We start from the raw sequence: 19,832 nt of genomic DNA, 5'->3' as shown, positions 1-19,832 counted from the left end.
ATCACGTGATCGCAGCCGGCTCGACCGCAGTTCCCGGCGGCAGCGCGACCCTGTGCACCTGCACCCGATCGCCAACAACACGAACGCGGTACGTCGGCAGCTTTTCGGTGAACGGCGGCGGCGCGCAGCCGTCGGCGGCGCGATACTGATAGCCGTGCCACGGACAGGTGACACAGCCGTCAATGATTCGACCTTCGCCCAGCGGGCCACCCTGGTGAGCGCAAACATTGGAGATCGCCGACACCGCCGCCCCCTGCCGGTAGAGGGCAATGCGCTCGCCTGCCGCCGTCGGAACGACTTTGCCTCGGCCGTCGATCAGGTCTGAAACGGCGCAGGCGTCAATCCAGTCGGTCTCGGGATTGCCGGCCGAGTCTGAAGTTGCTGCCCCCGCCGCATCGGTCTTCGCCTCGCGTCGCCCGGCGACAAGATGAAGCGATCCGACCAGCGCCACGCCGGCGATCAGGAGCATTGGCTGGATCGCCCCGCGCTCCGACTGCATCGAACCCAGGGCTACGTGCGCGATAAGCGACGCCCAGGCCAGGTACACCGACATGTGAAGGGCCTTCCAGACCCGGGGCGACAGGTTCTTCAGCCAGAAGTCGTGACTCGTCGCCGCCATCAGAAACAGCACCACTAGCGCGAGCGCACCGAACCATTCGAAGGGGAACCCTGCGACCGACGCGACATCAAGGTTGCTGGTCAGCAGCGAATAGGGTGCGGAGACCACCCCGAACCCGTGATAGAAGCCGGTCGCGGCCAGCGCGTGCAGCAGCGCCACCGCGAAGGTCATCACACCCAGGTGGCGACGGTTGTAGAGCAGTGGAAGGAATCGGCGATCGAGCCGTGCGAGCGGGCCGATGCAGAGGATAACGTGCAGCATCACGATCGCGCACGCCCCGAACGCTCGCATCAGCAGGATTGGCGGACTGATCGACCGATCGCCGGTGTAAATGAGCGACGTGACAACTACGAACGCGGCAATAAAGAGCACAACCGCGCCGGCGACGATCAGATCATAGCGGACCTTGTTGGGGTTCCACTGGATGGCGCGATAGCCGACACTCATAACGTCATGCCTTCGGAGGTTAGTTCGGGACGGACCTCGCAAGCCATGCCAGCAGGACCACGACCGCCGCCAAGGGCGTCAGCAGCAGCCACAGCCGAAGGTGCCAGCGTCGCTGCCCGCGATTCACGCCGACCTCGCTTTTTGTCCGACAACCCACTTCAGAAGGAGCGCCGGCCAGAGGGCCGCCGCTCCGGGGATGATGAACAACCGGAACGCGACGGGCGCACCGCGTGCCGAGGCGTCCACCATGCCGACACCGCGTACCGCAAACAGAACGGCGAACGCGATCCCAGACGCCAGATAGGTGCCAACGATCACGAGAATGACTTGGGCAATGTCCATGCTGCGTTGATGCTTCGATGCCGGACTAGCGGGCAGGTAACAGAGAAAATTCCGGTTCGTGCGACCGGGGCGCGGCAGTGTCGGCCTTGGATCGCCCGTCCCGGCCGGGGGCGGCCTTTGCGAGACCCTGCTCCGACCGACGGACGCGAGTCTGGATGCTGCTCGGATGAGGCGGCGTGCACGAAACCGCTTCTGGAGCAACCGCGGCCCAATGTTTGCTTTGTGTTGGTCAGAGGCGTCGTGAAGACCGTCCCGTGCCCAGCGGGCGCGCGCGCCTCACCCGCTGAACGGTGGTTTGCCTTGTCTGCGCGCAACTCGACGGAGCGGAAAGATCAGATCGCCGCGACAGGGTCGACGGCAGGAAGGGTTTTTGTTGCCCTCGTTTTCGTCGGGGGTGTCTTCTTCTCCGCGACACTCTGGAACACGATCGACCAATGGGAGCGGCAATCGCTTCAGACCGAGATTCACGCCCGGGCGGCCGCCCGGGCGCGGCTGCTTGATGCCTCCGTCCGCCAGTCGATGGATGTTCTGTACGGGATTTCCTCCCTGATGGCGTCCCGTTCCGTCGGGTCTGCCCTGCCCTCTGCCGCCGACGGTGTTCAAAGAACAGACCCGCAGGTCACCCGCGGCGAGTTTCGAGCGTTTGTCGCCCAGGCGCTTTCACGTCAGCCGGAACTGCAGGCAATCGGCTGGACGCCCGTGGTGCCCCAATCGCGGCGTGTCGAGTTCGAATCCGAGGCCCGACGAGACGGTCTTGAGAACTTTGAGTTCCGGGAACTCAATGCCGCCGGCACGCCGATTCGGGCCCCTGAGCGGTCGGAGTACCTTCCCGTTTACTACCTCGAACCCCAGGCCGACAACGCCCCAGCGCTGGGCTTCGAACTCGACTCCGACCCCGTCCGAATGTCCGCCTTGAAGGCGGCCGCAGCTACCGGGCAGCCAACTGCCACTGCTCCCATTCAACTGGTGCAGAAGCCCCGCCAGGGCATTGGCTTTGTCGTATACCTGCCGGTCTACCGGAATCACAACCTCGACCCGACGAAGCAGTCGATCGGCCTGGCCGGCTATGCGTCGGCGGTCTTCCGAATCGAGCACCTGATCGCGCCCGTGGAGCGCGGCCTTGCCGAGGACGGCCTGATCCTGTCGATCGCCGACCACTCGGCCGACGGACAGCGGCTATACGGGTCCGATTCGCCGGGCTTTTCGGCGAACGTCATCGGGGTGGCACCCGTGTCTCTCGCGGGCAGACAGTGGTCCCTCTCACTGCGACCGACGTCGGCATTCATCGCCCGCCACCGCCACAAGGAGTCGCTCGTCGTCCTGGCCAGCGGCATTATCATCTCGCTGCTCCTGAGCTGCTACATTTCGGCCGGACTGCGACGCCGGGCGGTCATCGAGCAGAGCGTTCATGAGCGGACCCGCCAGCTCCAGTTGGCCGAAGCCAAGGCCCGGAGTATTTTCGAGCATGCCGTCGAAGGCATGTTCCAGACGACGGTCGAAGGCACATACCTCAGCGCCAATCCCGCCCTGGCCCGCATCTACGGATACGACTCCGACACCGAACTGACGGCCAACCTTGCCGATGTCGCCGACCAGCTCTACGTCAACCCGCGGCGCCGCCGCGAGTTTGTGAACTGCGTCCTGCGGGACGGCGTCGTGATGGACTTCGAATCGCAGGTCCGCCGTAAAGACGGCCGGGTCATCTGGATCGCCGAGAACGCACGGGTGGTGCGCGACGAGGCGGGCCGGGTGCTGTATTTCGAAGGCAGCGTGGTCGACATCACCGACCGCAAGCATGCCGAGAAACTATTGCGCGAAGACCGCGAGGCCCTGGAAGCGCGCGTCCGCGAGCGGACGACGGAGCTGGATCAGGCCGTCCAGGCGTTGCAGGGAGAGGTCGCCGAGCGCACACGGGCCCAGTCGGCCGCCGCCGCAGCCAGCCAGGCCAAAAGCCGGTTCCTGGCCAACATCAGCCACGAGATTCGCACGCCCATGAATGCGATTCTCGGCTACGCCCAGCTGCTGGGGGGCGACGCGAACCTGACGGCAGCGCAGCGGGAGGCGATGGGGACGATTCTCGCCAGCGGCCGCCACCTTCTAGATCTGATCGACGACGTCCTGGACCTGTCCAAGATCGAAGCCGGCCGTGCAGAAGTGAATGCCAGCGCGTTTGCCCTTCCGGATGCGGTTCGGGAAGTAGCGTCGTTGTTCGCCGGTCGATGCACCGAAAAGGGGCTGCTGCTTCGGATCGATTCGCCGGGCGACCAAGACTGGCCGGCCTGTGTGTGGGGCGACAGCAGGAAGCTTCGGCAGGTGTTGATCAACCTGCTCGGCAATGCCGTGAAGTTTACCGACCAGGGCACGATCACAGTCCGCATCGACCGCCTGAACGAAAGCCGCTACCGCTTCGAGGTCGCCGACACCGGCATCGGCATTCAGCCCGAAGCGATGACGGCGATCTTCGAACCGTTCCAGCAGGCGCCCTCCGGAGCCAGCCGTGGCGGCACGGGGCTCGGCCTTTCGATCGCGCGGGGTCAGATCGAGGCCATGGGCGGCCGGCTTCGTGTCCAATCGACGCCCGGCACCGGATCACGCTTCGATTTCGAGCTGGATTTGCCCGCGACGGCGGTCGAAAACGACCTGCCCAAGCGGCTGAGCCGCATTCTGTCTCCGGGACGACCGGTCCGGGCGATGGTCATCGACGACGTGACCGACAGTCGGCGGGTCGTCGCCGATCTGCTGCGGCGGATCGGCTGCGATGTGACCGAAGCGTCGTCCGCGGCCGAGGCGGTGGAAATCGTCGATGCCGCCCGGCCGGAAATTGCCGTCGTCGACATCATGATGCCCGGGGTGGATGGAATTGCGACCGCCACGTTGCTGCGCGAGCGAACGGGCGGCGACATCAAGCTGCTGGCGATGTCGGCGTCGGCGACGCCCGAACATCGCGCCCGATGCGACCAGGCCGGATTTCACGGCTTTATTGCCAAACCGATCGAACTGGACCGACTCGCGATGACCGTCGCCCGCCTGGCCGGTGTTCCGCTGGACGTCAGCCGAACGGAGGCGACCCCGCCCCTCGAACGGAACACTTCTTCCGCCAGGGAACTTCTACCCAGCCTGCGCCGGCGGATCCTGCGTGCGGCCAAGCGTTGCAGCGTGACCGACCTGAAGCAGTGCCTTGCCGAAGCCGAGACCGCCGGGCCCGCCAGTGCGGCGGCGGTGGTTCGTCGCGGGTTGCGGAGCTACGACATGGACCTGATCGTGCAAAGCCTGGGCGACACCCCGCCGGACGAGGAGGAGCGGTGACCGCAGCCGATCCGGCCCCCGCCGACACCACGACCAGCACCGCCTCGTCACGGCTTACCGTGCTGGTGGTTGATGACACCCCGGCAAACCTCGACACGCTGGTCGGCCTGCTCGAACGGCAGGATTACGACGTGCTGGCCGTTTCGTCGGGCGAGGCGGCGGTGCGCGTCGCGGCATCGGCAATGCCCCACATCATCCTGCTCGACGTCGTCATGTCGGGCATCGACGGTTACGAAACCTGTCGGCGGCTCAAGGCCTTACCCGAGACGCGGGAGATCCCCGTCCTGTTCGTCAGCGCCCGCGACGGCGCTGAAAGCCTGCTGAGCGGGTTCGCCGTCGGCGGCGTGGACTACATCTCCAAACCGTTCGAAGCCGCCGAGGTGCTGGCACGCGTCGGCGCGCACCTGCGGATCGCGCAGCTCACCCGCGAACTGTCGGCAAGGAACGCCGACCTGCTGCGCCAGGACGCCGAGCTTCGCTCGACACTCGACGCACTCCAGCAGGAGAACGCCCGTCGCGAGCGGGCCGAAGACGCCCTGCGGACTGTCGACGGACGCCTGGCCGCCATGGCGAACCAGGAAGCCGAGCGGTGGGACGTCGGCGGGTTCATCGGTCGCAGCGCGACGCTCCGCCGCATCCTTGCCGACATCGCGCGGGTGCGGAACTTCGGTTCGATCAATGTCCTGGTGACCGGCGAAAGCGGCACCGGGAAGGAACTGGTGGCCCGCGCCATTCATGGCGGCAGCCCGCGGGCGGGCGGGCCGTTCATCGCGATCAACTGCGTCGCCATTCCGGCCGACCTTGCCGAATCCACCCTGTTCGGTCACACCCGGGGCGCCTTCACCGGCGCGACCGCCGACCGCAAGGGCTACTTCGAACTCGCCGACGGCGGTACATTGTTTCTCGACGAGATCGGTGACATGCCCGTCGCGCTGCAGGCCAAGTTGCTGCGCGTCCTGGAAGACGGAAAGATCACGCCCATCGGCTCTTCACGCGAGAAGCGCGTCAATGTTCGCATCGTCGCCGCGACCAACGCGAACCTCGATCGACAGATCGCCAACGGCGTGTTCCGGCAGGATCTTTACTTCCGGCTGTCGCAATACTGTGTGCGCCTCCCGCCCCTGCGGGAACGCACGGAAGACATTCCCCTGCTGGCAGAGCATTTCGTGAGGCTGTTCGCACGTGAAATGGGCCTGGTGCCACCGGCCATTTCCCCGGCCGTCTTTCGATCGCTCGCGATGCACGCGTTCCCGGGAAATGTCCGCGAACTCAAGAACGTCATCGAGAGGTGCCTGATCGAGAGCGGCGGCGAAGCGATCGAACTCGAGCACCTGGCGACCGCCCTGCCGACCCCACTGCAAACCCTCCCTGTGCCGACACCGGCCGCGCCCCTGCCGGTGGCCACGCCGACGATTGCCTCCTCGGCGGCCACACCGCCGGCTTCGGATGCCCTCTCTCCCGTCGCCGACCTGCCGTTGAATCTGGAGGAAGCCGAGACCCTGCTGATGAAACGAGCCCTGGCCGAAACCGGCGGCAATGTTGCCGAGGCCGCCCGCCGCCTGGGTGTGAACCGGACGCGCATTTACCGCAAGCTGGGCAACAGTTGACGTCACCCCCATTACCCTCCGAATTGTCGCGACTGTTGCAGGCCGGGCGCAAGTGACACACAGCCCCGCGCCGCAGCTACCTTCCTCTTGGCATAACCCCATGCCAATACTGTGATTCCGCGAATCTTAACGAACGGCACGCGCATTGTTTTAGGCAACTCGTGCGACGCGGGCCGTAACGCCTCCGGGGGCGGAAGGCGACGGTCCGTGTCGTGCAACCTACCGCGTCAGTTCACTGTCGGTCGGCCTGAACAGCCGGCCGAAGATCTTGGGAAGGATCGATTTCGATGAAGCGCACCTCTCGTGTGTTCCTTGCGGCTTTGGTTGCAACTGCCGGTCTGGCCACGCAGGCCCTCGCGGCCGACGGCCCTTTCGTACTCGGGCCGACGCCCCCCTCAAAGGCGACAGCGCCCGCCCCGGATACGGTGCTGGGTCCGCCTCGCCCGCAGGACGGCGCGGCACAGGAGTCGGTCGGCGGTTCGGGCTTCGGACTGAACCCTTTCGCCTCCGCGCCGCGCGAAACGACGGCCGACGAAGCGCTGGCGAACATGGAGAGCCAGCCCTTTTCGCTGAAGGTCACCAACAGCGATCTCGTATTCACCGACAAGGTGCTTAAGCGGGTTGCCAATCCGACGATGGGCCAGTCGCCCACGGAACACCCCGTCTACCTCGCCGCCGACGCGGCGGAAACGCCCAACATTCACGGCTTCATCGAGGCCCCGTTCAAAACAGCCTATGTGACGCCACGCGGCCTGGTCGTTGAAAACTCCGGCGTGGTGTTCCAGCCGGTCGGCGGTTTCGTCATCCCCATCGGCGACGCCGGTCCACTTAAGGGTCTTACGTTCGTGACGGGTGTCTGGACGAGCTTCAACTCGGCCCAGAACGACACGAACGTCGGTTCGTGGAACGAAACCGACTACTTCGCGAGCTTCTCGTGGAACGTCGATAAGTTTTCGTTCAACCTGACCTACGGCGCCTGGGGCTTCCCGCAGTCGACCGAGGCCAAGCCGTCCACCGAACACAACATCGACCTCAAGATCAGCTTCGACGATTCGAAGGTCTGGGGCGACAGCGGATTCTCGCTGAACCCCTATGTCGATCTGTGGTGGGCCGTCGCCGGCTCCTCGACCGTGGTGCTGGGCAAGCAGGGCGACACCGGCTACGTCGAAATCGGTATCGTCCCGACCTACACCGTCAAGGCCGCCCCGGACATGCCCATCAAGCTCGCCTTCCCGACCTACTTCTCGGTCGGTCCCGAAGGGTACTGGGATGCGACGGCTTCGAACGGCAACTTCGGCGTGTTCAGCACGTCTGTGAATGCCACGATCCCGTTGAACTTCATCCCGGCGAGAATGGGCCACTGGCACGCCACGGCCGGGCTGACCTACTTCTACCTGATGAATCAGAGCCTCCTGGAGGCCGGCACGATTCTGAGCGGCAACGACAATCGCAATGTGTTTGTCGGATCGCTTGGCATCGGCATGAACTTCTGACGCCTTGATGCAGGCGCGGCACGCACGGGCGGCGGTCCGATACGCCGCCCGTGATGCTGCGCGGTGGTCGCTAGCAAACCTTATCCACGAATGTTCACGAACAAGACATCTGAAGAACGGTTGGCACGGCTCTGTCGCCCAGGATGGGGCAGCGTGTTACTTTTTCATTGGCAACAATTCGTGCTCATTCGTGGATCCGTTGCTTATGCCTGATTTCGCCACGTAACCTGGATTTTCAACTCGTGAGCGGGAGTGGGGTGACGTAAGGTAGAACCGTCTGCAACCCCGCTCGTCTTCGACTAACCTGAGGTCCTCCGCGTGTCTGAATCGTCCGCCAAAACGTACATCGAATCGGCACCCTACCCCTGGCCTTGGAACGGCGACCTGCGGCCGCAGAATACGGCGCTGATCGTCATCGACATGCAGACCGACTTCTGCGGCAAGGGCGGCTACATCGACCTGTTGGGATACGACATTGGTATCACCCGCGCCGTCGTACCGGCGATCCAGCGGCTGCTGGATGTCGCACGCGACCGCGGCTACCACATCTTCCACACCCGCGAGGGCCATCGCCCCGACCTGGCCGACCTCCCCGCCAACAAGCGCTGGCGGTCGCGCAAGTTCAACAGCATCGCGGGCATCGGCGACCCCGGGCCCTGCGGGCGCGTGCTTGTCCGCGGGGAACCCGGCTGGGACATCATCCCCGAGCTCGCCCCGCTGCCCGGAGAAACGATCATCGACAAGCCGGGCAAGGGGTCGTTCTGCGCGACCGACCTGGACCTGATCCTCCGGCAGAAGAAGATCGACAACATCGTTCTGACCGGTATTACCACGGACGTCTGCGTGCATACCACGATGCGCGAAGCCAACGACCGCGGCTACGAATGCCTTCTGCTGACCGACTGCTGCGCCGCGACCGATCCGGCCAACCATGCGGCCGCAATCAATATGGTTAAGATGCAGAACGGCGTGTTCGGCGCAGTCGCGGAATCGGCGGCACTGATCCACGCCATCTGCTGACATCACCGGCGGTTTGCCCCGGGCGGGGACACCTGCGAGCGTCAGCATCAGTCCCTGGCCGGAGCCGGTCGATGAGCGAGAAGGATCTGTCCCCTGTCTTGATGAAGGATACGACACGCGCCCTGGTCGTGCCCGACCTGCTGCGCCTGATCGACGATCCGGCGTTGCCTTGGCAGGCATTCGTGCCCGGAATCGAAATCTTCCGGCTTTATCGCCTGGAGACGGGCCAAAGCGCCGCACTGCTTCGGTATACGCCGGGTGCCCGGCTGATCCGCCATCGCCACGTCGGGATGGAACATATCCTGGTGCTGCGCGGCTCCCAGGCCGACGAGAACGGCGTTCACCGACAGGGCACTTTGCTCATCCATCCCCCGGGCACCGCGCATTCGGTACGCAGCGATGAAGGCTGTGTTGCCCTGGCAATCTGGGAGCGACCGGTCGTCTTCGACCCGCCGGCCGGCACGTCGGTGGAACGCCTGTGACAGGCTGAAACAGATGTGACAGGCAACCGGAAATGTCGTCCGGACCAGGTCCCGTCTCAGGTCGAGATTCGTGCAGGAATGTCAGATTTTGCGGTTTCCGCTGTTCTGGCACGACGCGTGCATGTTGTCGAACCAACCGCACTGCTCGAGACGCTCGTGTGCCCGGAATTGAACCCCCCGGCACGAAGACTCCTGTATCACCGCTCGCGTGCATACACCGGGGCGTCTGGGAATCCGAATCGACCGTCTGAAATCAACCCGGCTCGTTGTTCAAGGCAGACGTTCGGTCGCAGCCGTTCGCGATCGCGTCCCAACGACCGACAATCCGAAGCAGGTGTACCATGATCATGCCGGAGAAAACCATCTCAGTGGATGCCGAGCCCTACTCGTTTGAGTTCGATCCCGAGACCTGCGCCCTGCTGATTATCGACATGCAGCGCGACTTCCTGGAACCGGGCGGTTTCGGCGAGATGCTGGGCAACGACGTCTCACAACTCCGCCGGACGATCGAACCGAATAAGAAACTGCTGGCCGCCTGGCGTTCGCTGGGGCTGAAGGTCATCCACACCCGCGAAGGGCACCGCCCCGACCTGGCCGACCTGCCGCCGGCCAAGAAGATCCGCGGGCGCAGTGCCACCTGCATCGGCGACGCCGGCCCGATGGGCCGCATCCTCGTCCGCGGCGAAGCCGGGCACGACATCATCCCCGAACTCTACCCCCTGCCCGGCGAACCGGTGATCGACAAGCCGGGGAAGGGCGCGTTCTTCGCGACCGATCTCCACGCTATCCTTCAAAACCTGGGCGTGAAGCAGCTGATCGTCACCGGCGTCACGACTGAAGTCTGCGTAAACACGACCGTCCGCGAAGCCAACGATCGGGGTTACGACTGCATCGTGCCGGAAGACTGCGTCGGCTCGTACTTCCCGGAATTCCAGGCCATGGGCCTCAAGATGATTAAAGCCCAAGGCGGCATCTTCGGCTGGGTCTCAGACTCGACGAAGATCATCGCCGCGATGACAGCATGAGAATCAAGGATGAAGGCGGATGAGAGACCGCTCAGTCAGTGACAAGGGCTTCCAGCCCGTGCCGGAGACGTTGCAGTGGTCAGACCTTCTTATGCAAAGATTTAGACTCCTGAACCGCTCGCACGGGCTGGAAGCCCTTGTCACTGACGGAGCCGTGTCTTATCCGTGCTCATTCGTGAGTATTCGTGGCTGACGCTTCTCTTTGCCACGACGAACCAAGCTTGTAACCGCCAACCGCTCGCCCGCGCCGCTCAACTTTGCTTTGCCGTTTCGCGATCCCTCGACCGCCGGTGGACCGCCAGTCTTTACTTTCGGAGATCGATCATGACTGACGCCACGCTTGCCAAGCCGCTGGGCGGCTCCCCAAAGCTCTGGGTTCCCGGTGACTGGAACGCCTTCTTCGGTTTCGGCACGAACATCCTGGTCAACCTGATGACGTTGACCGCACTGCTGAAGTTCGTGCTGAAAATCGATGACAGCATCATCTTCGGCCGCATCCTGCCGGCGACGGGGCTGATGCTGTTCCTGAGCACCGTCTACTACGCCTGGCTGGCGTACCGACTGGCAAAGAAGACCGGCCGCACCGATGTCTGCGCATTGCCCAGCGGCATCAGCGTGCCGCACATGTTCGTCGTGGTCTTCGTCATCATGCTGCCGATCTCGGCCAAGCACGGCGGCGTCAAGGGGTGGGAAGCGGGCCTGACCTGGGTGTTCATCCAGAGCTTCGTGCTCATGATCGGCGGCTTCGTCGCACCGATCATCCGCAAGATCACCCCGCGCGCCGCCCTGCTCGGCACGCTCGCCGGCGTGTCGATCACGTTCATCGCGCTCAAGCCCGCGCTGGAAATGTTCCTCAACCCCGTCATCGGCATCACCTGCTTTGCGATCATCCTGGCGAGCTGGTTCGGCGGCGTGAAGTACGGCAAGATCCCCGCCGGCCTGGTCGCGATCGCCGTCGGCACCGTCATCGCATGGGGCTCGAACCTGTTCGGCCTCAACTACGGCGGACTGACCGTCAAGGGCCTGACCGACTCGGTCGCCGGCTTCGGCTTCCACCTGCCGGTCCCCGCGTTCGACCATGTCTTCGGCGGGTTCGAATTCCTCGGCATCATCCTGGTCACGGCGATCCCGTTCGGAATCTATGACCTCGTCGAAGCGCTCGACAATGTCGAAAGCGCCGAAGTCGCCGGCGACCCCTTCCCCACCACCCAGGTGCTGACCGCCGACGGCATCGTCAGCCTGATCGGCTGCTGCATGGGCAACCCGTTCATCAACGCCGTCTACATCGGTCACCCCGGCTGGAAGGCCATGGGCGGTCGTATCGGTTATTCGGCGGCGACGGGCGTCATGGTCATCGTGATGGTGACCCTCGGCATCCTGCCGGTGCTGCTGGCTTTGATTCCGACCGTCGCGATCTATCCGATCCTGCTCTACATCGCGATGCTCATCGGGTCGCAGGCGTTCCAGGAAACGCCCAAGGCCCACGCACCGGCCGTCGTGCTGTCACTCGTGCCGCACATCGCGCACTGGGGCTACACGATCATCACGCAGGCGCTGGCGGCGACGGGTGTCATCGTCGGCATCATGTCGGCCGACGAACTGGCGACACTCACCGGCAATATCGCCCGGGAAGGCCTGCTGTTCGAAGGCCTGCACATCCTCGGCGGCGGATCGATCCTCGGCGGGTTGATCTTCGGCGCAATCGCCGCGTTCATCATCGATCGCAAACTCAAGAACGCTGCGGCGTTCGCGATCGCCGGCGGCGTGATGACCTTCTTCGGCTTCATGCACGGCGACAAGATCGGCATCGCCCACGGCAAATCGATGACCGTCGCGGTCGCCTACCTGATGGTCGCCGCTGTCCTGCTGCTGTGTGCGAAGTTCGGGCACGTCACCGCACCGGCAGCCGAGGAAGCGCACGGTCACGGGCATGCCCCGGCAATGGAACCGGAATCGGACCTGCCGGAAGGCGTCGAACTGGCGGGCGCGAAGTAAGTGATGTCTCCGAGATAAGATTGACAGGGCAAGACGGGCATGCGGCGACGCGTGCCCGTCTTTTGCGTTGTAGGTCTGGAAGTGGGGCAGACATTCTTGTCTGCCCCGGACCCGGTACGCCGGGGCGCAGGCATTTTGGAATCTGAGAGCAGGTTCGGACGGGTGAGTACTTCCGCCCGAGACAGGCAAGAATGCCTGCCCCACCAGAGCTTGAGTTCTACTACAGCCCGCGCTTCCGCGCTGCGACCTTCGCCGCATCACGCTTTCGCTGGTTCTCGGTCGCCTTCTTCAGGAAGCTGCGCTCCGACCGGCTCAGGCTGTTCATACCGCTGGAGGAGACCTTGGCGAGGATTTCGTCCACGCGCTTCTGTTCCTCGGCTTCGGCCTCTGCCTCGCGCTCCATCTTCCTGCGCGCCCGGATGCCAGGACCCCTTGGCGCTGAGGACGGGTCGGGTGTGGCAAACCCTACGCGATCGAGCAATCCGGAGACTTTCGGGGCGATCAACCACGGGGCAAAAAAGCCGAACGCCAGGCCGCCGAGGTGCGCTGCGCTGCTGAAGTCCCGATCGGCAAGCGATGCCAGAAGGAAGAATGCCGCGAACAGCGCGACCGCCATCCGGATGGGTACAGGGAACACCAGGAGGATGAGCTGGCGTTCGGGCATGAGCAGTGCGACCGCGCCCATCGCCGCAAACACGCTTCCGCTGGCACCAATGAGCGGCGCGCGTCCGCCGGTCGCCAGGCACAGCAGGCCGAACGCGATTCCGGCTGCTATCCCGCCCAGCGTGTAAAACCCGAGTGCCTTCCGCCAACCCCAGACCTGTTCGAGGGCGGGAAGAAAGAAGAAGAGTGCGAGCATGTTGAAAAAGACGTGCGACGCACTCGAATGCAGGTACTGATAGGTGATCCAGCGCCACGGCTGCGTGAACGCCCACCCTTCAAAGAACGTAAGCCCGCCCCAGTAGGTCATGAGATACCGATCCCACGATGCCTGGACAATAAAGATCACGAGGTTCAGGACAATTAACGTGCCCGACAGCCGCGTGATGGGAGGAAAGCGAAACTGTACCGGCGGAATGCCTCCGTTGCGGTCTTCGCGGTGGTAGGCTCGGTCTTCCCATCCCATGGTTGAATGATCCTTCGCTCGTTGAGTCTACCCGTCGAAAACGTCGGCCCGACACCAGGGTCGCTCCAGCGACCATGCCGGCGTCACGACTCATCCTGCGCGAGCGTGAAACCGCTCGTACATCAGCACTGCCGCGATCGTCTTGCTGTCCTCGATCTGCCCGGTGCGGATCAGCTCAATCGCATCGGCCAGCGTCGTCGGGATCACTTCAATCTCTTCGCCGGCTTCCAGCGCCTGGCCCTGGAACGTCAGATCGTACGCGGCGAACAGGTGCATCTTCTCGGTCAGAATTCCGGGCGAGGCAAAGAAGCTCGCGATCCGCTTCAGCCGGCCGGCGAGGTAGCCGGTTTCTTCCAGCAGTTCGCGGCCGGCGCAGTTCATCGGGTCTTCGCCCTTCTCCAGCGTCCCAGCCGGAACCTCGATCAGCGTCTGACCGATGCTGTAGCGGCGATTGCCGATCAGCAACAACCTGCCATCGTCGAGAAAGCCTAAAATCACCACCGCGCCGGGGTGGACGACCACTTCCTTGAGCAGCCTTTTGCCGGTGCGGGATTGCTCCAAGTGGTGGATCTCGAGGCGAATCTTACGGCCCTCGTAGAGGACCTGCTTTTCGATCAGATGGTCGGACATTGGCTTGAATCCTCTGGGCGGGCCGGAGCGGGGCGACGGCTTGGGCCTGCGGAGCATTATATCTCGGTTTCCAGCAAGTTAGTCGTTCCCGCTGGCACGGCCAAGCGAGTATTGTGATTTCGCCGGGCCGGATCGAGTTTGTTTTCGATCACGCCCGGCATTTGTATGAAACACCAGAGTCTTATCTACGTGGTCATGCTTGTCGTCGCCGCCGGCGGCCTCTGGGCGGTCATGCGCCTGGGCTCACGGCTCGACGCCGCCGCCGACCTGGGTGGCGAATGGACCTTCGACTCCGGCCCGCTCGGGCCCGAAGCCGACGGCCCCGAACGCCTGGGCAAGGGGTTTCACATCGACCAGTCGGGCCGGTTCCTTCGGGTACGGTTCGACAACGGCCGCCAACTCGACCTGCGGGCCCAGCAGCTTCCGGAGGGTGCGATCGGCGGCAATCCTTTGCCCGTCGAACTCAAAGACAGCCTCTGGCACATGAGCGGCACGGTTCGAGAGGAAAACGGCAAGCTGATCGGCGTCTTTACGCTCAAGGGTCCGGAGCGGGCCCGCTTCGTTGCCTATCGCGCGCCGTTGGAGACGGAAAAAGCTCCGGCCGTCGCGCCCAGTCTTCCGGCGTCACCTCGCGCCGCCGCGGCGGCCGCCCCGAAATCGACGGAGTCGGGCAACGCAACCGCCGAGTTGACGCCGTCGCCAACCGTTCCGATGGTCGCACTCGGCAAAGAGAACACCTCGAAAGTTGCGACCGCCGTTCCCGCCCCGGCCGTCGCGGCACCTGCTGATTCGGTCGTTCGCCCAGTACCGGCAGCCATGAAGCCGGCGAAGACGGCACCCGTCCCGTAGCCAGTTCGGCAACACAAGAGACCTCGATCTGGAATCACCGCTCCGTCACGCAACACGCTTAGTTTCCTTATGGCGATTGAACACATTCTTCCCCGTCTGCTGATCGCGATGGCGGTCATCCTCGGTGCCAGTCGGCTCATGGGAATGCTCTTCGTGCGCTTCCGCCAGCCGCAGGTCGTCGGCGAAATGGTCGCCGGCATCATGCTCGGACCGAGCCTTCTAGGCTGGCTCTCCGAAGAGGCTGTCCGATCGGGGCTCTGGTCGTTTCATGTCGGCCACGCGCTCTTTCCGACGTCGATTATTCCCTTCCTGGGCATTCTCAGTCAGCTCGGCGTGATCCTGTTCCTGTTCCTGGTCGGGCTGGAACTCGACCCCAAGCTGCTGCGCAACAAGGGTCATGCAGCCGTCGTCATCAGCCATGCCAGCATCGTGGTGCCGTTCTTGCTCGGCACCTCGCTGACGCTGTTCCTGTATCCGCTGCTGTTCAACCACACCGAGGCGATGCGCTTCACGCCGGTGGCGCTGTTCATGGGCGCGGCGATGAGCATCACGGCGTTCCCCGTGCTGGCCCGCATCCTGACCGAACGCAAGATGCACAAGACGCGCGTCGGCGCGGTCGCGATTACGTGCGCCGCCGTAGACGATGTCACCGCCTGGTGCATGCTGGCATTCGTGGTGGGCGTCGCCCGGGCCGAAGGGCTGATGCCCGCGCTGGTCACCGCCGGCCTGGCGACGGTCTATGTCCTGGGCATGTTCTACATCGTGCGGCCGTTCCTTCGCCGCCTGCAGGCCGTACACGACCGCCAGGGCAAGCTCAGCGGCGGCGCGGTCGCATTGGTGCTCGGCCTGGTCCTGATCAGCGCGTGGATGACCGAAAAGATCGGCATTCACGCCCTGTTCGGCGCGTTCATGGTCGGCGCGATCATGCCCAAGGGAACGCAGTTCGTTCACACACTGACCGAAAAACTGGAAGACTTCATCGTCGTCCTGCTGCTGCCCATTTTCTTTGCCTACACCGGCCTGAAGACCCAGATCGGCCTGCTGAACACCGTCGAGCTCTGGGGCTACACCGGGCTGATCATCCTGGTGGCGTGTCTCGGGAAGTTTGGCGGTTCGGCGCTGGCCGGGCGACTCTGCGGGTTCTCCTGGCGGGAGGCCGGCGCGGTCGGCATCCTGATGAACACCCGCGGCCTGATGGAACTGGTCATCCTCAACATCGGCCGCGAGCTGGGCGTCATCACCCCCGCCGTCTTCGCGATGATGGTCCTGATGGCGCTGGCGACCACCGCGATGACCTCGCCGGTGCTGCACTACATCTACCCGCGTCGTCTGTACGAAGACGAACTTCAGGAGCTGGCGGCCAAGGGAAAGAAGTCGTCGGTGCCGGCGGTGCTGATTCCCGTCGCCGATCCGCGTTCCGGCGGCCCCCTGCTGCAACTGGCCGATTGGTTCACCGCCGCCGTCGCCGCCCCGGCCGACCCTGCGCCCGACGCCGTCGAACGCCGCGACCGACTCGGACTGCCGCACGTCGGCGACCGCAAGATCTTCGCGTTGCACCTGCGCCGGCCGGTGGAACTTGACGGCTACCGTGGGGCGTTCAAAGAGGCCGGTCCTGGTGCGCCATTGGCACCCAAGGCGCAGTCGGAAGCGTCGCTTCAGCCGCTGCTGGAGTTCGCCGATCGGCACGGGATTCCGGTCGAATCCATCGCGTTCGTCAGCCGGGATGTCGCCGACGACATCGCCCGCACCGCCGCCGAGCGCGGCGCCGACCTGGTGCTGATGGGTTCGCACCGTGCGTTGGTCGACCGCACGGTACTCGGCGGGACGGTGCACCGCGTGCTCACGCAAACGCCGACCGACGTCGCGATCCTGCTGGACCGCGGTTTCCGCAATATCAGCCGGGTGATGGTGCCCTACCTGCGCGGTCCGCACGACCGGCTGGCGTTGGAACTGGCGTCGAGATTGGGGCGGGCGGCGGGATGTTCCGTCACGGTGCTGCACGTCGTCCCTCCGGACGATGCCACCCGGGCGAAAGAGTCCGAGAGCGCTGCGGCCGGCGCCGCCGAGGCAATGCGGCGAGTCTTCGGCGACTCTCACGCCAGTACGGCGGTCGAGTTCCGCGTCATCCGCGACGCCGACCCCATCGCCGCCGTCGTCGCCGAATCCACGCATTTCGACCTGCTGATCGTCGGCGTCGGCGAGGAATGGGGACTGGAATCGCAACGGTTCGGCCTGCGTCCCGAACGCCTCGCGGCCGAGGCGCGGTGCTCCATGCTGCTGGTGAAGAAAGCCAGTCCCGTCACCCTCAGGCCTGAGACACGGGTCCCGGACGTAGCAGCACCGGCCAACGCGTCATAGTTCGAATCAAAGCAGCGTGCCCCGCAGAATCATGGACGCGACCGTGAAATAGATGATGAGCCCGGTGACATCAACCAGTGTCGCCACGAACGGTGCCGACGCGGTTGCCGGATCGAAGCCCAACCGCCGGAGCAGGAACGGCAGCATGCTGCCAACCAGCGACCCGAACATCACCACGCCGACAAGGCTCACCCAGACGGTGGTCGCCATCAGGTAGGCGTGGCCTTCGTAGTCCTGCCATCCCATCCAGTGCCAGAGGCAAATCCGGAAGAAGCCGATCGCGCCCAGGATGACGCCGAGGGTGCAACTGGTTCCCAGTTCTCGACCGAACACCCGCCACCAGTCGCGCAGTTTCACGTCCTGCAGCGCCAGCGACCGAATCAGGATCGAGGTCGCCTGCGATCCGCTGTTGCCGCCACTGCTGATGATCAGCGGGACGAACAGCGCCAGGACAGCCGCCTTTTCGATCGCGTGCTCGTACTTGCCCATGGCGGTCGCGGTCAGGGTCTCGCCGAGGAACAGCGCCGCCAGCCAGCCGCCCCGCTTCTTAATCATCTGCCAGAAGCCGACCTCAAAGTAAGCGCCGTCCAGGGCCTCCGAGCCGCCGAGCTTCTGCATCTCGGCGGTCGCCTTTTTCTCGGCGAAGTCGAGGACGTCATCCACGGTAATGATGCCCAGCATCCGGCCGTCACCGTCCACTACGGGCAACGCCACGCGGTCGTACTTCTCGAACGCGGCGACCACCTCTTCCCCGGTCGCCATCGCGGGAATCGAAACCAGCGGCCGGTCCTCAATGTCCGAAACCTTCACTTCATCATCGGCCAGCACCAGCGACCCGAGCCTGACGTCTTCGATCAGCTTGCCGTTGCCGTCGACAATGTAGAGAACGTTGAGCGTCTCCTTGCCTCGACCGGTCTTCTTGACCAGTTGCAGCGCATGACGGGCGGTCACGTCTTCCGGAAGGGCGACGTACTCCGGTGTCATGTACCGCCCGGCAGTCCCCGGCGGGTACCCCAGAAGATCCCGGGTCGCCTTCAGTTCGTCGGGCGTCAACGATTCCAGCAGCCTGCGGCACACCGGCGCGGGCAGTTCTTCGAGCAACCGTGCCCGGTCGTCCGGCGTCATCTCCGCGACCAGCGCCTGGGTTTGCTCACCCGAGAGCGATCTGACGAGCTCCTCCTGGTTTTCCAGCGGAAGGTACGAAAACGCCGCCGACGCGACCTCCCGCGGCAATACGCGGAAGATCACCCCTTCGTCCTCCTGCGGAAGGTCGACGATGATCTCTGCGATGTCCGGCGGATCGAGTTCCGAAAGCGCCGCCCTCAGCTCGACCCAGTCCTTGCGACGGATGATTTCTTCCAGGTCGGTCTGAAGGAGGGTTCCGATCATCGTGTGTCCAGGAGCGCGATTGGAGCGTGGCCGAACGAAACAACCGACCGGGCCCGCACGCTACGTCTGCGTACGATCGTAGCATCCGGCCGCTACTCGGCGGCGGCAATCGCCTTTCGCAATTCGGCCACCGATTTAGTCACTTCTACGACCGGGTCGTAGTCCTTCCGACGCATCGACAGGGTTTCAATCGGAACATAGCCCCGATAGCCGCCTTTGCGGATCACATCGACCAGCTTCGTGTAATCCGTCGCCGGCGAGTCGGTGCGGCTGCGCAGGGTTTCCTTGATCTGCCAGTTCACCGCGTGCGGAACCATCATCGCGATGTCGGCGTAGGGGTCGTCGCTCAGAAACTTGCCGGTGTCGACCAGCGCCCTGCACCAGTCGTGATCCACCCGTTTCAGCAGGCTCAGGTGCTCAGCGCCAGTGCGGATGAAGTCGCCATGATTCTGCACCGCGATGATCACACCGAACCGGCTGGCATGTTCGGCGCACTGTCTCAGGTCGTCGGCCATCCAGGCTTCGACAGCGTCGCGGTCGGCGTTGCCGGCGGCCTCCTGCCAGGTCTTGAAGGGGGATTGCGAGTCGGCAAAAACGCGGAGCGTTGGGGCACCCAGTTTCGCCGCGACTTCGACCCATTCCTTGATGATCTGCACGCCCGCCGCACGCACCGCTTTGTCGGCGGCGGTGAAATCGTTCCTTACGCCGGTGCCGCTGACGGTCATTCCCAGCGCGTGCACGTGCCGCTTCAGCCGGAAGACATACTCGTCCGGCGGCGCTTTCGGATAGCCGGGGAAGAAGTAGCCGGTCAGATCGACCGCACCGAGGTTCAGCTTCGCCGCGAAATCGCAGACGCCGAACAGATCGATGCCCGTCGCCGGATCCTGGGCGTTGGCGTTCAGGCGTTCGAGAAAAGAGTAGGCGTTGAGCGCCGGGATCAGGCGCGGGCCGCCCATCCGCCGGATCGGTTCCAGCGCGCCGGCCGACAGCGCCGGCCAACCCGCCGCAGCGGCGACGGGTGCGATCATGGCGCAGCGGAGCAGCCGGCGGCGGGAAATTTCGACATTCGTTGTTCGAGGGGTCATTGGCAGGCCTTTTAGACACTCACGCTTCATCCGACGCGACGACGCTCGTCAGGGTATGA

The 19,832-nt window shown here is 64.4% G+C and carries 15 protein-coding genes; 9 read left to right on the top strand and 6 right to left on the bottom strand.

The window, feature by feature from the left end; translation table 11 throughout:
- Position 1 precedes the first annotated feature (1 nt).
- Together IPV69_RS25680 and IPV69_RS25675 are read right to left on the bottom strand one after the other, a co-directional pair.
- Positions 2-1,066 (bottom strand): Rieske 2Fe-2S domain-containing protein, encoded by a 1,065-nt coding sequence (locus IPV69_RS25680; RefSeq protein WP_206292586.1) that lies wholly within the window; start codon positions 1,064-1,066, stop codon positions 2-4.
- Between the two features lie 123 nt (positions 1,067-1,189).
- A complete protein-coding gene (locus IPV69_RS25675) occupies positions 1,190-1,408 on the bottom strand; it encodes a hypothetical protein (protein WP_206292585.1) in 219 nt (72 codons plus the stop codon).
- A 300-nt stretch (positions 1,409-1,708) separates the two neighbouring features.
- Here IPV69_RS25675 and IPV69_RS25670 point away from each other — a divergent pair, with 300 nt between their 5' ends.
- From IPV69_RS25670 to IPV69_RS25640, 7 genes are all read left to right on the top strand, one after another.
- Positions 1,709-4,714 (top strand): CHASE domain-containing protein, encoded by a 3,006-nt coding sequence (locus IPV69_RS25670; protein ID WP_206292584.1) that lies wholly within the window; start codon positions 1,709-1,711, stop codon positions 4,712-4,714.
- Entirely contained in the window at positions 4,711-6,321 is a 1,611-nt protein-coding gene (locus tag IPV69_RS25665) for a sigma-54-dependent transcriptional regulator (protein ID WP_206292583.1), read from the top strand. Before IPV69_RS25670 ends, IPV69_RS25665 begins: the two co-directional genes overlap by 4 nt.
- Before the next feature lie 287 nt (positions 6,322-6,608).
- Complete coding sequence (locus IPV69_RS25660) at positions 6,609-7,814, top strand: hypothetical protein (RefSeq protein ID WP_206292582.1); 1,206 nt, start codon at positions 6,609-6,611, stop codon at positions 7,812-7,814.
- Positions 7,815-8,132: 318 nt separating this feature from the next.
- Positions 8,133-8,834, top strand: a complete 702-nt coding sequence (biuH, locus tag IPV69_RS25655; protein WP_206292581.1) for a biuret amidohydrolase — start codon at positions 8,133-8,135, stop codon at positions 8,832-8,834.
- Positions 8,835-8,905: 71 nt separating this feature from the next.
- Positions 8,906-9,316, top strand: a complete 411-nt coding sequence (locus IPV69_RS25650) for a cupin domain-containing protein (protein ID WP_206292580.1) — start codon at positions 8,906-8,908, stop codon at positions 9,314-9,316.
- A gap of 347 nt (positions 9,317-9,663) precedes the next feature.
- Positions 9,664-10,341 (top strand): cysteine hydrolase family protein, encoded by a 678-nt coding sequence (locus IPV69_RS25645; RefSeq protein ID WP_206292579.1) that lies wholly within the window; start codon positions 9,664-9,666, stop codon positions 10,339-10,341.
- A gap of 324 nt (positions 10,342-10,665) precedes the next feature.
- Complete coding sequence (locus IPV69_RS25640) at positions 10,666-12,336, top strand: hypothetical protein (RefSeq protein WP_206292578.1); 1,671 nt, start codon at positions 10,666-10,668, stop codon at positions 12,334-12,336.
- Positions 12,337-12,556: 220 nt separating this feature from the next.
- Here IPV69_RS25640 and IPV69_RS25635 read toward each other — a convergent pair whose 3' ends face one another.
- Together IPV69_RS25635 and IPV69_RS25630 are read right to left on the bottom strand one after the other, a co-directional pair.
- Positions 12,557-13,462, bottom strand: a complete 906-nt coding sequence (locus tag IPV69_RS25635; protein ID WP_206292577.1) for a rhomboid family protein — start codon at positions 13,460-13,462, stop codon at positions 12,557-12,559.
- A gap of 90 nt (positions 13,463-13,552) precedes the next feature.
- Positions 13,553-14,092: an NUDIX hydrolase gene (locus tag IPV69_RS25630; protein WP_206292576.1), complete on the bottom strand. Its 540-nt coding sequence runs from the start codon at positions 14,090-14,092 to the stop codon at positions 13,553-13,555.
- Positions 14,093-14,257: 165 nt separating this feature from the next.
- On the opposite strand from IPV69_RS25630, the gene IPV69_RS25625 reads away from it, so the two are divergent.
- Together IPV69_RS25625 and IPV69_RS25620 are read left to right on the top strand one after the other, a co-directional pair.
- A complete protein-coding gene (locus IPV69_RS25625; protein WP_206292575.1) occupies positions 14,258-14,941 on the top strand; it encodes a hypothetical protein in 684 nt (227 codons plus the stop codon).
- A 69-nt stretch (positions 14,942-15,010) separates the two neighbouring features.
- Positions 15,011-17,299, top strand: a complete 2,289-nt coding sequence (locus tag IPV69_RS25620; protein ID WP_206292574.1) for a cation:proton antiporter domain-containing protein — start codon at positions 15,011-15,013, stop codon at positions 17,297-17,299.
- A 6-nt stretch (positions 17,300-17,305) separates the two neighbouring features.
- On the opposite strand, the gene mgtE is transcribed toward IPV69_RS25620, so the two are convergent.
- Both mgtE and IPV69_RS25610 read right to left on the bottom strand, forming a co-directional pair.
- Positions 17,306-18,688 carry a magnesium transporter gene (mgtE, locus tag IPV69_RS25615; RefSeq protein WP_206292573.1) on the bottom strand — a complete coding sequence of 461 codons (1,383 nt, stop codon included), beginning with the start codon at positions 18,686-18,688 and terminating at the stop codon, positions 17,306-17,308.
- Between the two features lie 92 nt (positions 18,689-18,780).
- Positions 18,781-19,773 carry a sugar phosphate isomerase/epimerase family protein gene (locus IPV69_RS25610; protein ID WP_206292572.1) on the bottom strand — a complete coding sequence of 331 codons (993 nt, stop codon included), beginning with the start codon at positions 19,771-19,773 and terminating at the stop codon, positions 18,781-18,783.
- Between the last annotated feature and the right edge of the window lie 59 nt (positions 19,774-19,832).

It is taken from the genome of Humisphaera borealis, from assembly GCF_015169395.1.
GTDB lineage: Bacteria > Planctomycetota > Phycisphaerae > Tepidisphaerales > Tepidisphaeraceae > Humisphaera > Humisphaera borealis.
This window is presented reverse-complemented; position numbering and strand designations above follow the sequence as displayed.

Bases quoted from the DNA above. Each gene is read 5' to 3' on its own strand.
- IPV69_RS25660 (WP_206292582.1), top strand. From the start codon at position 6,609: ATGAAGCGCACCTCTCGTGTGTTCCTTGCGGCTTTGGTTGCAACTGCC.
- IPV69_RS25645 (WP_206292579.1), top strand. From the start codon at position 9,664: ATGCCGGAGAAAACCATCTCAGTGGATGCCGAGCCCTACTCGTTTGAG.
- IPV69_RS25635 (WP_206292577.1), bottom strand. From the start codon at position 13,462: ATGGGATGGGAAGACCGAGCCTACCACCGCGAAGACCGCAACGGAGGC.
- IPV69_RS25630 (WP_206292576.1), bottom strand. From the start codon at position 14,092: ATGTCCGACCATCTGATCGAAAAGCAGGTCCTCTACGAGGGCCGTAAG.
- IPV69_RS25620 (WP_206292574.1), top strand. From the start codon at position 15,011: ATGGCGATTGAACACATTCTTCCCCGTCTGCTGATCGCGATGGCGGTC.
- mgtE (WP_206292573.1), bottom strand. From the start codon at position 18,688: ATGATCGGAACCCTCCTTCAGACCGACCTGGAAGAAATCATCCGTCGC.
- IPV69_RS25675 (WP_206292585.1), bottom strand. From the start codon at position 1,408: ATGGACATTGCCCAAGTCATTCTCGTGATCGTTGGCACCTATCTGGCG.
- IPV69_RS25625 (WP_206292575.1), top strand. From the start codon at position 14,258: ATGAAACACCAGAGTCTTATCTACGTGGTCATGCTTGTCGTCGCCGCC.
- IPV69_RS25640 (WP_206292578.1), top strand. From the start codon at position 10,666: ATGACTGACGCCACGCTTGCCAAGCCGCTGGGCGGCTCCCCAAAGCTC.
- IPV69_RS25610 (WP_206292572.1), bottom strand. From the start codon at position 19,773: ATGACCCCTCGAACAACGAATGTCGAAATTTCCCGCCGCCGGCTGCTC.
- IPV69_RS25650 (WP_206292580.1), top strand. From the start codon at position 8,906: ATGAGCGAGAAGGATCTGTCCCCTGTCTTGATGAAGGATACGACACGC.
- IPV69_RS25680 (WP_206292586.1), bottom strand. From the start codon at position 1,066: ATGAGTGTCGGCTATCGCGCCATCCAGTGGAACCCCAACAAGGTCCGC.